Source organism: Actinomycetospora sp. C-140, from assembly GCF_054796175.1.
Genome location: NZ_JBTWNF010000002.1, coordinates 261,174 through 273,635, shown reverse-complemented (window position 1 = coordinate 273,635; position 12,462 = coordinate 261,174). Strand labels below are relative to the sequence as shown.

The 12,462-nt window shown below is 76.5% G+C and carries 10 protein-coding genes; 8 read left to right on the top strand and 2 right to left on the bottom strand.

Features of this window, described 5'->3' with window-relative positions; translation table 11 throughout:
* Positions 1–38: 38 nt before the first annotated feature.
* Positions 39–851: a serine hydrolase domain-containing protein gene (locus ACR9E3_RS04310; protein WP_460378828.1), complete on the top strand. Its 813-nt coding sequence runs from the start codon at positions 39–41 to the stop codon at positions 849–851.
* Positions 852–992: 141 nt separating this feature from the next.
* On the opposite strand, the gene ACR9E3_RS04305 is transcribed toward ACR9E3_RS04310, so the two are convergent.
* Positions 993–1,724 (bottom strand): YaaA family protein, encoded by a 732-nt coding sequence (locus ACR9E3_RS04305; RefSeq protein ID WP_460378827.1) that lies wholly within the window; start codon positions 1,722–1,724, stop codon positions 993–995.
* 18 nt (positions 1,725–1,742) lie between these two features.
* Here ACR9E3_RS04305 and ACR9E3_RS04300 point away from each other — a divergent pair, with 18 nt between their 5' ends.
* The 7 genes from ACR9E3_RS04300 (at position 1,743) to ACR9E3_RS04270 (ending at position 11,722) form a co-directional block, all read left to right on the top strand.
* Complete coding sequence (locus ACR9E3_RS04300; RefSeq protein WP_460378826.1) at positions 1,743–2,642, top strand: phosphotransferase; 900 nt, start codon at positions 1,743–1,745, stop codon at positions 2,640–2,642.
* Positions 2,643–2,666: 24 nt separating this feature from the next.
* The gene (locus ACR9E3_RS04295) at positions 2,667–6,836 is read left to right on the top strand and encodes a TIGR02680 family protein (protein WP_460378825.1); all 4,170 of its coding nucleotides are present in this window, start codon (positions 2,667–2,669) and stop codon (positions 6,834–6,836) included.
* The gene (locus ACR9E3_RS04290; protein ID WP_460378824.1) at positions 6,833–8,317 is read left to right on the top strand and encodes a TIGR02677 family protein; all 1,485 of its coding nucleotides are present in this window, start codon (positions 6,833–6,835) and stop codon (positions 8,315–8,317) included. Before ACR9E3_RS04295 ends, ACR9E3_RS04290 begins: the two co-directional genes overlap by 4 nt.
* Positions 8,314–9,474, top strand: coding sequence for a TIGR02678 family protein (locus tag ACR9E3_RS04285; RefSeq protein ID WP_460378823.1), 1,161 nt, complete (start codon positions 8,314–8,316; stop codon positions 9,472–9,474). The genes ACR9E3_RS04290 and ACR9E3_RS04285 overlap by 4 nt, the downstream gene beginning before the upstream one ends.
* Before the next feature lie 106 nt (positions 9,475–9,580).
* A complete protein-coding gene (locus ACR9E3_RS04280) occupies positions 9,581–9,982 on the top strand; it encodes an ArsR/SmtB family transcription factor (protein WP_460378822.1) in 402 nt (133 codons plus the stop codon).
* Positions 9,963–10,448, top strand: a complete 486-nt coding sequence (locus ACR9E3_RS04275; RefSeq protein WP_460378821.1) for an SRPBCC domain-containing protein — start codon at positions 9,963–9,965, stop codon at positions 10,446–10,448. Before ACR9E3_RS04280 ends, ACR9E3_RS04275 begins: the two co-directional genes overlap by 20 nt.
* 11 nt (positions 10,449–10,459) lie before the next feature.
* Positions 10,460–11,722 (top strand): DUF2399 domain-containing protein, encoded by a 1,263-nt coding sequence (locus ACR9E3_RS04270; RefSeq protein ID WP_460378820.1) that lies wholly within the window; start codon positions 10,460–10,462, stop codon positions 11,720–11,722.
* Here the strand turns inward: ACR9E3_RS04270 and ACR9E3_RS04265 are convergent.
* A complete protein-coding gene (locus ACR9E3_RS04265) occupies positions 11,695–12,462 on the bottom strand; it encodes an EI24 domain-containing protein (protein ID WP_460378819.1) in 768 nt (255 codons plus the stop codon). The two genes, ACR9E3_RS04270 and ACR9E3_RS04265, sit on opposite strands and share 28 nt — an antisense overlap.

The following is a 12,462-nucleotide window of genomic DNA, read 5'->3' as shown; positions in this document are numbered from 1 at the left end:
CTGCTCACCAGCGCGCAGCCCACCTAGGGTCGGGCGCCGTGCAGAGCCTCGCCCAGATCGACGACTGGCCCGTCGAGCACGCCGCGGCCGGGGTGATCGCCGCCGACGGCACCGTGCGCGGCACCCGCGGCGACACGGCCCGCCGCTTTCCGCTCGCCTCGGTGACCAAGCCCCTCGTCGCGACCGCCGCGCTGGTGGCGGTCGAGGAGGAGGCGGTGACGCTCGACCAGGCCGCCGGCCCCGAGGGGTCCACCGTGCGGCACCTGCTCGCGCACACCTCGGGGCTGGCGTTCGGGGAGCACCGCGTCGTCGCGGAGCCGGGCACGCGGCGGCTGTACTCGTCGGCGGGGTTCGAGGTGCTGGCCTCGACCATCGAGGACGCCACCGGCATCGGGTTCGCCGACTACCTGCACGAGGCGGTCCTGGCGCCGCTGGGGATGACGTCGACCACGCTCGACGGCTCGGCGGGCCACGGGGCGACCTCGACCGTCGACGACCTCCTGCGCCTCGCCGCCGAGCTCCGGGCGCCGACGATCCTGCACACGTCGACCCTCGCCGAGGCGACGTCGGTGCAGTTCCCGGGGCTCAACGGCACGATCCCGGGTTTCGGGCACCAGAAACCGAACGACTGGGGCCTGGGCTACGAGCTGCGCGACGGCAAGTCGCCGCACTGGACGGGGACGGCGAACTCGCCGCGCACCTTCGGGCACTTCGGCCAGTCCGGCACGTTCCTGTGGGTCGACCCCGAGGCCGGCGCGGCGTGCGTGGCCCTCACCGACCGGGACTTCGGCGACTGGGCGAAATCCGCTTGGCCGACCTTCTCCGACGCGGTCCTCGCCGACCTCACCTGAGCGATCGTGTCAGCCTGGCGTCCACGCTGACGTCAGACATCAGGAAATCAACCACGATCTTGGTCGCGTCGAGCTGGTGGAAATACTGACGTTGAACGTCAGCCTGGACGCCAGGCTGACACCACCCCGTGCGTCGCCCACCTAACGCGGCACCACGAGGACGAGGGCGTGCTCGCTCGCCTGCTCGACGGCCAGGCCCGCGTCGCGGAGCAGGGCGAGCACGCCGCCCGCGTCCTTCGGGCGGCGGCGGGACGAGGCGAGCAGGCGGGCGGCGTGGCCCTTGTGCGACTTGTTGGCGTGGCTGACCACCGTCCGCGAGCCGTCGGCGGCCTCGCTGTGCACGTCGAGGGTGACGGCTCCGCGCGCGGGCCCGAGCGCGGCGTACGGGCCGGAGCGCAGGTCGACGACGAGGTCGTCCATCTCGTCGAACAGCGGCATCAGCTCGGGGCGCCACGCGACCCGGAGACCCTCGCGCCCGGGCAGCGTGCTCCCGCCCGAGAGCCGGTAGGCCGGGATCGGGTCGGTGCCGCCGACCAGCCCGAACAGCGCCGAGCAGACGAGCAGCCGCTGCCGCGCGGCGGTGGTCAGCGAGCCGGGGTCCAGCGCGTCGTAGAGCACACCGGTGTAGCGGCGCAGCGCCGGCGCGGTCGGCGACGACCACAGCGCGGCGTTGCGGGCGATCTCGTCGTCCTGGCGCTCGGAGATCCCCAGCGCCGCCCTGGACGCGGGCAGGTCGGCGGCCAGCGCGACCACCTCGTCCACGAGCGCCTTGCGCGTCGGGTTCAGCGACGGGAACGACAGGGTGTCGAGGTCCAGCGGGCGTCCGCGACCCCCGGGCGCCTTGGTCTCCGAGGGCGGCAGGACGACGAGCACGTGCGGCACGGTAGCCCCGTGGAGGAGCGCGGCACCGAGGCGTGGCGGCACGAGGTGCTCGCCTGGGTGGCCGCGACCACCGGCCTGCGCCCGACCGCTCCGGTCCGGCAGCGGCACCGCGCCTGGTCGACGGTGTTGCGGATCCCGACACGGGAAGGACCGGTCTGGCTCAAGGAGCCGGTGCCGGGGATGGCGCACGAGGTCGGCCTGCACGCGCTGCTCGCCCGTCTCGCACCCGACGCCGTCGCGACCCCGCTCGCCGTCGACACCGCCCGCGGCCGGCTCCTGCTCCCCGACACCGGCCCGAGCGTCCGGGACGTCGGCGCCGACCCGTCCGCCGCGATGACGGCCGCGCTCCCGCGGTACGCGAGGCTGCAGCGCGCGGTGGCGGGGCACCTCCAGGACATGTCGGCGCTCGGCGTCCCGGACGCGACGCCGCCCGCGCTGCCGGCCCGCTACGCCCAGGCCGTCGCCACGATCGGCGGCGAGGCGCGGTGGGCCGCACAGATCGCCGACTGGGCCGCCCGGCTCGACGGCCCCGTCCCGTCGAGCGTCGACCACCAGGATCTCCACGTCGGCAACGTGCTGGTCGACGGCCGGTTCCCCGACTGGGGTGACGCGGTGCTCGCCCACCCCTTCGCGAGCCTGCTCGTCGCGCTGGGCTCGCTGCGCCGGACGCTCCAGGTGGCCACCGAGGATGCGGCGATCACCCGCCCCCGCGACGCCTACCTCGAGGTGTTCACCGATCTGGCCCCGCGCGCGGCACTGGCCGACCTCGCCGCGACCGCCTGCCGCGCCGCCGTCGTCGCCCGCGCCCTGACCTGGACCCGCGGCGCCGCCGCCGACCCCCGGTTCACCCACACGCCGCGCGAGGTCCTCGACGTCCTCGGCGACGCCGACTGGCTCGCAGGCACCTGAACCACGCTCCGTACCCTCGTCCGGGTGCCTGCCGAGGATCAACAGCGCTGGAAGCCCTCCCGCGCCGGCATCCTGAACGTCTACCAGTACCAGGACGAGGTGCTGGACTTCGCCGACGGACGGCTGCTGCTGCGCGGGGTCAACGGCTCTGGCAAGTCGACGGCGATGAACATGCTGCTGCCGTTCCTGCTCGAGGCCGACGTCCGCAAGATCGACGCGGCGGGCGAGCAGCGGGGCGTGCTGCGCAGCTGGATGCTCTCGGACAACGACGACACCCAGCGCACGGGCTACCTGTGGATCGAGTTCGAGCGTCAGGGCGAGTACCGGACGGTCGGCTGCGGCATCCGCGCCAACCGCAGCACCGACCGCGTCACGGTGTGGTGGTTCTCCACCGATCGCCGGGTGCGGATCGACCTGCGCCTCACCGAGGCCGACGTGCCGTTCTCGATCGACGTGCTGCGCTCGGAGCTCGGCACCCGCGGACAGGTGTTCACCTCGACCGCCGAGTACCGCGCCGAGATCGCGCGGCGGTTCTTCGGCGGCGTCGACCCCGGGTCGTACTTCCGGCTGCTGCACCAGGTCCGCAACCCGCGCGTCGGCGACCGCATCGACACCGACCTCCCGCGCACGCTGCGCGAGGCCCTGCCGCCCGTGCCCGAGGACGCGGTGCACGACGCCGCCCAGCCGCTCGAGGACCTCGAGGACCACCGCCGCAACGTCACCGACCTCACCCGCACCGCCGAGGCGCTCGACGCGGTCGTCGAGGTCTACACCGACTACGCCCGCCGCGTGCTGATGACCGAGGTCGAGGCCGCCGGCTCCGCGGTCGACGTGGCGCGTACCGCCGCCCGGCGGCTGGACCGCGACCGCGCCGCGGCGGAACGCGCACGGACCGCCCAGGCCGCGTCGGTCCGCGACGTCGACGAGCTCGCCGCGGAGGAGCGGCGCGCGACCGCCGAGCGGCAGGGTCTGGTCAGCCTGCCCGAGTTCACCGCGCACGCGGAGCTCCTGCGGCGCCGCGACGAGCTCGCCCGGGCCGACACGCAGGCCCGCGGCCGCGAGGCCGACCGGGACCGCGCCGCCGAGCGCACCGGGGCCGCGGCGTCGCGCGTGGCCGGGGCGCGGGGGCAGGTGGAGTCCGACCTCGCCGGGGTCACCGAGTACCTGGCGGCGGTCGCGACCGCGGCCCGCACGGCCTCGGCGACGGCGGTCGTCACCCGGCTGCCCGACCCGCCGTCGCTGGTCACCGAGCCACGCCGGGACGAGGGCGGGCAGACCACCGTCGACGCTCCGCCGGACCCCGACGCCGCGGACCCGACCGCGGACCTGCCCGGAGCCCTCACGGGGATCGGCGACGCCCTGCGGTCCCACCGCACCACCGTGCGCGGCCTGCGCGAACGCGCCGTCGCCGCCGACCGGGAGACGACCGCCGCCGACCGCGCCGAGGCCGAGGCGGCCGACGCCCGCGGACGTGCCGGGGAGGCCGCGGAGCAGGCCGACGCCGCCCGCCGGGCGGCCCGCTCCGCCGCGGACGAGCACCGCGCCGCCGTCGGGACCTGGGTCGACCGGTTCCAGGCGCACGTCGCCGCCGTCCCCGCGGCCGAGCCGGACGGCACCTCGGGCTGGTTGCCGCTGCCGGACGGCGACGACCACCACGACGACCCCGGCGACGTCGACGCCGGCGCTGACGACCCCGGCGCTGACGACCACCGCGACGACGACCTGCGCGCCGCCGCCGACCGTGCCGTGCGCGCCGCCCGCACGCAGGCCGACGCCGCGTCCGCCGCGCTGGCCGACGCACGGTCGCGGGCGGGCACCCGCGCGGAGGCGGTCGAGGCCGAGCTCACCGAGCTGCGCGCCGAGCACGCCCGGGTCGAGGCCGCGGCGGAGCTCCCGCTCCCGCGCGCCCCGTGGCGGCGGGACACGCAGGTCGAGGACGCCGCGCTGTTCGCCGCGGTGGTCGACTTCCGCCCCGACGTCGACGACGCCGCCCGCGCCGGGCTCGAGGCCGCGCTCGAGGCGTCCGGCCTGCTCACCGCGCACGTGCGCGACGACGGGACGGTCCGGGACGGTGACGGCGAGCTGCTGGTGGCGCCGACCGGCGCCACGGGTCCCGACGACGGTCTGGGTCGGTGGCTCGCCCCGGCCGACACCGGCGCGGTCGCCCCCGACGTCGTCACCCGGGTCCTCGCGGCGGTGGGGACGGCCCCCGGACCCGGGCTCTGGGTCTCCGACGACGGGGCGTTCGGCGCCGGGCCGCTCCGGGGCCGGCACCGCAAGGACGCCGCCGAGCACGTCGGCGCCGGGGCCCGCGCCCAGGCCCGCGAGCGGCGTCTCGCCGAGCTCGCCGCCCGGGCGGCGGACACCGAGGAGCGGCTCGACGCCGCCCGCGCGGTGCTCGCCGCCCTCGACGGGCACGCCGACGGCCTGCGGTCCCTCGTTCGCGAGCTGCCCCCGACCCGCCCGGTCGACGACGCCGTCGCCGCGGCCACCGGCGCCGTCCGCTACGCCGAGGAGGCCCAGGGCCGGGCGGCGCAGCAGGCGTCGGCGGCGGACGAGGCCCGGCGTCGCGCCGACGACGCCTGGGCCCGCCTCCAGCAGGAGGCCGGTGACGCCGGGCTGCCCACCGACCCGTCGCGGCTCGAGGAGCTGGGCGAGGCCGTCGGCGACGCCGAGCGAGCGCTCGCGGCCGTCGAGGCCGCCCGGGAGCGGACCCACCGCAGCGTCGGGGTTTGGCTGGAAGCGATCACCGCGTGGGACCGGGACGGCGCCGACCACGCCGCCGCCCTCGCCGCGCACCGCGCCGCCGACGAGCACGCCGGGTCGGTGCGCACCGAGCTGGAGACGATCGAGGCGTCCCTCGGCGAGGAGCCCGCCAAGGTGGCCGCCCGCGTCGCGGAGCTCGACGACCAGCTGCGCGACGTCGCCGACCGGCTGGAGACCGCGCGCGGGGCGAAGGAGTCGGCCGCGGTCGCGCTCGCCCAGGCGGACGGCCAGGTCGAGAGCGCCGTCGCGACGGCGGCCGAGCGCGAGGCCGCCGTCCGGGCCGCGCGCCGGCGTCTCGCCGACGTCGTCGAGACCCCCGGGCTGCTCCCCGCCGCGGAGCGGCACGTCGACACCGCCGCGGAGCGGAATGACGGCGAGGACGAGCCGGAGCCCGTCCCCGCCACCGCCGACACCCTCGAGGGCGCGCAGGAGCTGGTCGCCGCCCTCCGGGAGCGCCTCTCCGCGCCGCGGAACAACGTCAGCGAGGACGCGCTGGAGAAGGCCCTGCGGACCGCGCGTGACGCGCTGGGCGGCGGCGGTCGGGACATCGAGAGCCGGCGCACCGCCGACGGGATGCCGATGGCGGTGTTCGTCACCAGCGGGTCGCGGGCGACGCTGCCGCAGATGGTGCTGCGTGTCGCCGTCCAGAAGCGTCAGGCCGAGGGGCTCTTGTCGGCCCAGCAGGACCAGGCGCTGCGCAACCTGCTGCACGGCCGCATCGCCCGCGAGGTCGCCGACGCGCTGTTCGCCGCGCGGGAGCTGGTCGACCGGATGAACCGCATCCTGCGCGGGGTCACCTCGAGCCAGGGCATCGGCGTGAAGCTGCAGTGGCGCCCGCGCTCCGATCTCGACGCCGACACCGCGACGGCGCTGGAGCTGCTCGGCACCCACCCGGACCTGCGCAAGCCCGAGGACGACGACCGGGTCCGCGAGGCGGTGAAGGGTCTCGTCGAGCAGGCCCGGGCGGAGAACCCGGAGGCGTCGTACCGCACCGTCATCGGCGAGATCCTCGACTACCGGACCTGGCACGAGATGCGGATCTACCTCCGCCGCCCGGGACGCTCCGACGAGCTGCTCACCCGTCGCACCACGCTGTCGGAGGGCGAGAAGAAGCTGGTCACCGTGCTGCCGATGGCGTCGGCCGCCGCCGCGAGCGCCGCGGCGCACGATCCGCACGGGGTCGGCGCGCCCCGCCTCGTGCTGCTCGACGACGCCTTCGCCAAGGTGTCCGAGGACAACCACGCGAAGCTCTTCGGCCTGCTGGTCGACCTCGACGTGGACTTCGTCGTGACCTCCGAACGGCTGTGGGGCACGCACCCGAACGTCCCCGCGCTCGCGATCACCGAGGTCCTGCGCGACCCCGAGCTGCGCGCGATCGCGCTCGTCCACTACCGCTGGGACGGGTCCGCGCTGGCGGTCTCGGCGTGACCGGCGCGTCCGCCCCTCGGGACGGTGTCCGGACGTCGGTCTTCGCCTACGTCACCGAGTCGCCGGACTACCGCGCGATCCTCGCCGTGTTCGCCGGGACGTTCTTCGCCGAGCTGACGCCGGCCGACGTCACCGCGCGGCTCGACGATGCCGGCACGGCGATCGACGAGCAGACCGTGACGCTGCGCCTGGAACAGCTGCGGGCCTGGGGGAACCTGGAGGTCTCGGCGTCGGTGGGGCAGGTCGGCACCGTCGAGGACTACTACCGGCGCCGCAACCGCTACCTGATCACCCGCGTGGGCCAGGAGGTCCACGACGTCGTCGAGGGCGTCCTCGCCCAGGTCGACGACGTACGGGACGTGTCGCTGGGGCGGTTGGAGCAGCTGCGGGCGGGGCTGGAGACCCTCGCCCGGCTCGACGCCGCGACCGCGCCGCCGGACCGCCTCGCCGAGGCCGTCCGCGGCGTGTTCGACCCGCACGTCGCGTTCTCCGCGGAGATCACGCAGTTCTTCGCGGCGATCAACCAGTGGCAGTCGCGGTTCGACCTCGACGCCGACGAGTTCGCGTTCTTCTCCGAGGTCCTCGTCGGCTACGTCGGCGAGCGGCTCGAGACGCTGCGCCGGGCGGCGCGGCCGATCGCCGCGCTCCTGGAGACGGTGGGCCCCCGCGTCCCGACGATCGTCGACCGCGCCGCGGACGGCCTCGCCGCGCGGGTCGCGGCGGCCGGGCTCTCGGCGGTGCGGGTGCGCCGCGAGCCCGGGGCTGCGGTCGCGGACTGGGAGAACCTGGCGTCGTGGTTCGTCTCCTCCCCGGGCCGGCCGTCGCGCGTCCAGACCCTGGAGCGCGACGCGGTCGACGCCGTCCGGACCCTGACCCAGAACCTCACGCGGCTCTCACGGACCGGCACCGCCGGGTCGTCGCGGCGCGTCGATTTCCTGCGGCTCGCGATGTTCTTCGGACGGTCCGACGCCACGCGGGCCCACGAGCTGGCGGCGGCCGCGTTCGGTCTCCACGGCGCCCGGCACCTCGGGGTGGCCGGGGGCGACGACACCGACCCGGTCTCGTCGTCGATCTCGTGGTGGGACGCGCCGGTCGCCCCGGTGCCCGTGTCCCTGCGCGAGCGCGGCGACACGACCAGCCGGGGCCGGACCTCGCGGGTCGCCGACCGCAGCCAGGAGCGTCGCCACCTGCTCGCCCGGCGGGCCGAGGTCGAGAAGCGGGCGGCCGCGGCGCGCGCGGAGCTGCTGGAGGCGGGCGCCGCGGCGTTCACCGACCGGCTCTCCGAGCCCGCCCTGCGCGAGCTGCAGCGTGTCCTCACCCGCGCCGTCGCCGACCTCGGCCCGGCTGCGGCGTCCGGGTCGGTGGCGCTCGACGGCGTCCGGTGCGTGGTGACAAGGACGCCCGGCGAGACGACCACGGTCCCGACGCACGGCGGGTCCCTGCGGCTGGAGGGGCTGGCGCTAACCGTGGAGCCCACGTGACCGCGCCGCGGACCGACCCGCAGCGCGACACCGAGCTCGTCGTCGCCACCCGGGCGCTGCTCGCCCGGCCGTGGCGCACCGTCGAGTCCGACCCGGACCTGTTCGCGCTCATCCGCCGGCACGCGGACGCGCTCGACACCTGGTTCTCCACCGAGCTGACCTACCGGCTCGTCGTCACCGCCGACACCGCGCGCCTGGTGAAGACCGGTCACGTGCCCACCGACCGGCCGCTGCGCACCGTCTCGACGTCCCCGCGGGCGTTCACGTCGGCGGAGTACACCGCGCTCGCCCTGGTGCTGGCGGCGACGACGAGCGGCCCCGACCGGACGAGCCTGCGGGACCTGGTCAACGCCGTGCACTCCGCGGCGGCCGAGGCGGGCGTCGTCCAGGACACCGATCCCGCGTCCCGGCGGGCGCTGGTGACGGCCCTGCGGTGGCTGATCGCGCACGGGATGCTGCGCGAGCTCGACCGCGGGGTCGCGAGCTACGAGCACGACGCCGACGCCGACGCGCTGCTCGAGGTGCGCCAGGACCGGATGGCGCTGCTGCCGACGGCGGCGCTGGTGGGGGCCGAGACGGCGGACGAGCTGGTCGAGCGCGCCGGCGAGCGGGGGTCGGCGACGACGACGGTGCGGCGCCGGCTGGTCGAGGACCCGGTGGTCCTCGCCGAGGACCTCGAACCGGCGCGGTTCGCCGAGCTGCGGCGCCGGGCCGCGGACGAGGCCCGGCGGATCGAGGCGCGGACCGGGCTCGTGCTCGAGGCGCGGGCCGAGGGCGTCGCGGCGCTCGACGTCGACGGCGGGTGCTCCGACACGGCGTTTCCCGGCAGCGGCACGGTGGCGCACGCGGCGCTGCTGCTGGTCAGCGAGCTGATCTACCAGTTCCGGCCCGCCGAGGACCCGGAACCGATCGCCTGGCCGTCGGTGCGCGAGGTGCTGGGCGAGCTGGTCGGCGAGTACGGGCGGTACTGGTCGAAGGCCGCGATCGGCGACCCCGAGCGGTTCTCCCTCGACGTCGTCGGGCTGCTCGAGTCCATGCGTCTGGTGGTACGCGAGGCCTCCGGCGCCCTGCGCGTGCTGCCGGCGGCCGCCCGCTACGTCCCGGCGGTCACCGTCGCCGAGGGCGACGAGGAGGACGAGCAGCCGACGCTGCTCTGAGGGTTTGTCAGCGAAGTGCCGTCGCAGACGCTCAGCGTCCGTATCGGGACTTCGATCACCGACGTGTAACTGGACGGTTCATGAAGCTCCTGGTTACATATCGGAGGTGTTCCCCGCCGAGGCGCTCGCCGACCCGGTCCGCCGGGCGATCGTCGAGCGTCTCGCGGAGGGCGAGGTCGGGGCGGGCGAGATCGCCGAGGCGTTCCCGATCAGCAGGCCGGCGATCAGCCGCCACCTGCGGGTGCTGCGCGAGTCCGGGCTCGTGGTCTCGCGGGTCGCGGGCCAGCACCGCATCTACGCCCTCGACCGCCGCCCGCTGGCCGAGCTCGACGCCTGGCTGGAGCGGTTCCGGCCGCTGCCCGTCGCCGGTCCTGCGCGCCGGCTCGACGCCCTCGACACCGAGATCCGCCGCGGGCGCCGCGCCCGTCGCGCCATCGAGAACCCCGAGAACCCCGAGAACCCCGATAACCCCGACCAGGGAGACGACCGTGCCGACACCGCCGGCTGAGACCCGCACCGAGCCCGACGGCGCCACGACGCTGGTCTGGCGCCGCCCGTACCCCGACCCCGTCGAGGACGTCTGGGCCGCGATCACCGAGTCCGAACGCCTCGGGCGCTGGATCGGGACGTGGACCGGCGAGCCCGGCGTCGGCCGGACCGTCGCCTTCACGATGACCGGCGAGGCGGACGCCGGCGGCGAGGTCGCCGAGCCCGTCGACGTGCGGATCACCGCCTGCGACCCGCCGCACCGGCTCGCCGTCGAGTTCCCCGAGAACGAGTCCGACCGCGTCTGGCACCTCGACCTGCGCGTCGAGCCCGACGGCGACGGCGCGGTCCTCGTCTTCGCGCAGTCGCTACCCGAGGGCCTGAGCGCCTCGGACCTCGACGCCGGCTGGCGCTGGTACCTCGACCGCCTCGCCTCCGCCCTCGCCGGCACCCCGATGCCCGACTGGTCGGCGTACGAGCCCGCGTGACGAGGCACGGGGTGTCTCAGCCTGGCGGCCACGCTGACACTGGACGTCAGGAAAGCCACCAGCTCGCGGCCGTTCCGCCCGTCCTCCTCGACGCCACGTTCGATCCGCTGTGGCGCCAGATCGCCGCGGCGCTCGACCGGCGCGGTCTGGCCGACCGACGCCCGGTCGCGCTCCCGCGGGGCCTCGATGCGCGGGTTCACGCGCGTCTCGGCGAGGTCCTCGGACACCGCTTCCCCACGACACGGCACCGTCTCGACCTCACGGCCCTGGACCGCGGGCTGGCGGCCCGCGGCACGGACCTGCTCGCCGTGCTCGCCGCCGCGGGCCACACCCCGGCGGGACGCAAGGAGGCCCGCGACGACGATCGCGCCCGCCGCGACGACCGCGACGCGGTGCTGCGCGACGAGGCCCGCGCGCGTCTGGGCGCGGAGCCGTGGGTGGACGCGTGGGCGCTGTCCGCCCGGCGCTGGGCACCCGACGCCGGGCAGGCGCGGCGCGCGGTCGACGTCGTGGCCCGTGTCCTGGACCAGGCGGATCACCGCCGGAGCCGCGGCGAGGTCGCCGCCCGCGTGCTCGGGTCCGCGCACGCCCTGGACCGTGGCACCGCCGAGCGCCGCTGGGTCCGGGCGGCCCTGGCGCACCGGGCGGGCGACGCGCACCGCGACGACGCCGACCTGTGGAACGCTGCCGGCCTCCCCGGCGACGTCGTCTCCGCGCCGACCCTGACCTGGCACCTGCCGCTGCTCGGTGACGGCGTCGCGGCGGGCGTCCGGGCGATGACCGCCGCCGGTGCCCCCGCACCGCTGACCACCCTGACCGTGCGCGACCTGGCGGTCGCCGTGCCGCCCGGGTGCGTGGTGCTGTCCGTGGAGAACCCCCGCCTGCTCGAGGCGGCGGCGCAGCAACGTCTCGCGGCCCCGCTGGTCTGCACCGCCGGTGAGCCGACCGGCGGTGCGCTCGCGCTGCTCGAGGCCCTGCGGGAGGCCGGCGCCGTCGTCCGCCACCACGGCGACGTCGACGCGGGCGGCCTGCGCATCGCGTCGCGGCTGTACGACCGGGGCATCGAGCCCTGGCGGATGACCGCCGACGATTACCGGACCGCCGTCGCGGAGGCCGACGTCGACCTGCCGGCCGTCGACCCGGACGCCGTGCCGCCGACGCCGTGGGACCCGGAACTGCAGCTCGCCGTGCGGGAGGCGGGCCTCGCGGTCGAGCAGGAGCGGGTGATGGACGACGTGCTCGCCGCTCACGTCCTCGAGGCCGGGCGTTCCTGACCCGTCGGTTCCCCGCGCAGCTCGCGGGCGAGCAGCGTCGCGGCAGCCGAGCCGGAGGGGATCGCGACGATCGCGACGAACGGGATCACGGCGAGCAGGTAGGTCGGGATGCCGACGCCCCAGGTCAGCAGCCGCCGGGTGCGCAGCAGCGCGCGCCGGCCGCGGAAGTCCAGGCCGCGGCGCTGCAGGGCGGGCGCGGCGAGCTCGATCATCAGCAGCCGCCCGCCGACGAGCGCGGCGCACACGGGCGCCAGCACCGGGCCGACGACCGGGATGAGGCCGAGCAGGAACAACGGGATCGCGGCGAGCACCGAGAGCCCGACGAGCACCAGGCCGTCGCGCGCGCCGCGGGCGATCGAGCGCACCCACGAGGGCTCGGCCGCGGCCGGCACGGGGCCGACCTGCTCGTCGACGATCTCGGCGAGCTTCTCGTAGAACGGCCCGCCGACGGCGAGCGTGACGGCGACGAACGTGACCACGGCGATCGCTCCGGCGGCCCCGACGAGCGCCGCGCCGGCCGCGACCCGCGCGATCGTGCGCGCCGTCCCCGACCACCCGTCGGCGAACGGGGTGAGCCCGGACGTGAGCTCCGGGAGCCAGGCCACGAGCGCCACGATCCCCGCGACGTAGAAGATCGAGACGATCAGGGCCGGGATCGCGCCGAGCAGGAGCAGGCGCGGCGTGCGGAACACCGTCGCGGCGCCGCGGACGAAGAGCCGTACCCCGAGCAGGAGGTCCAC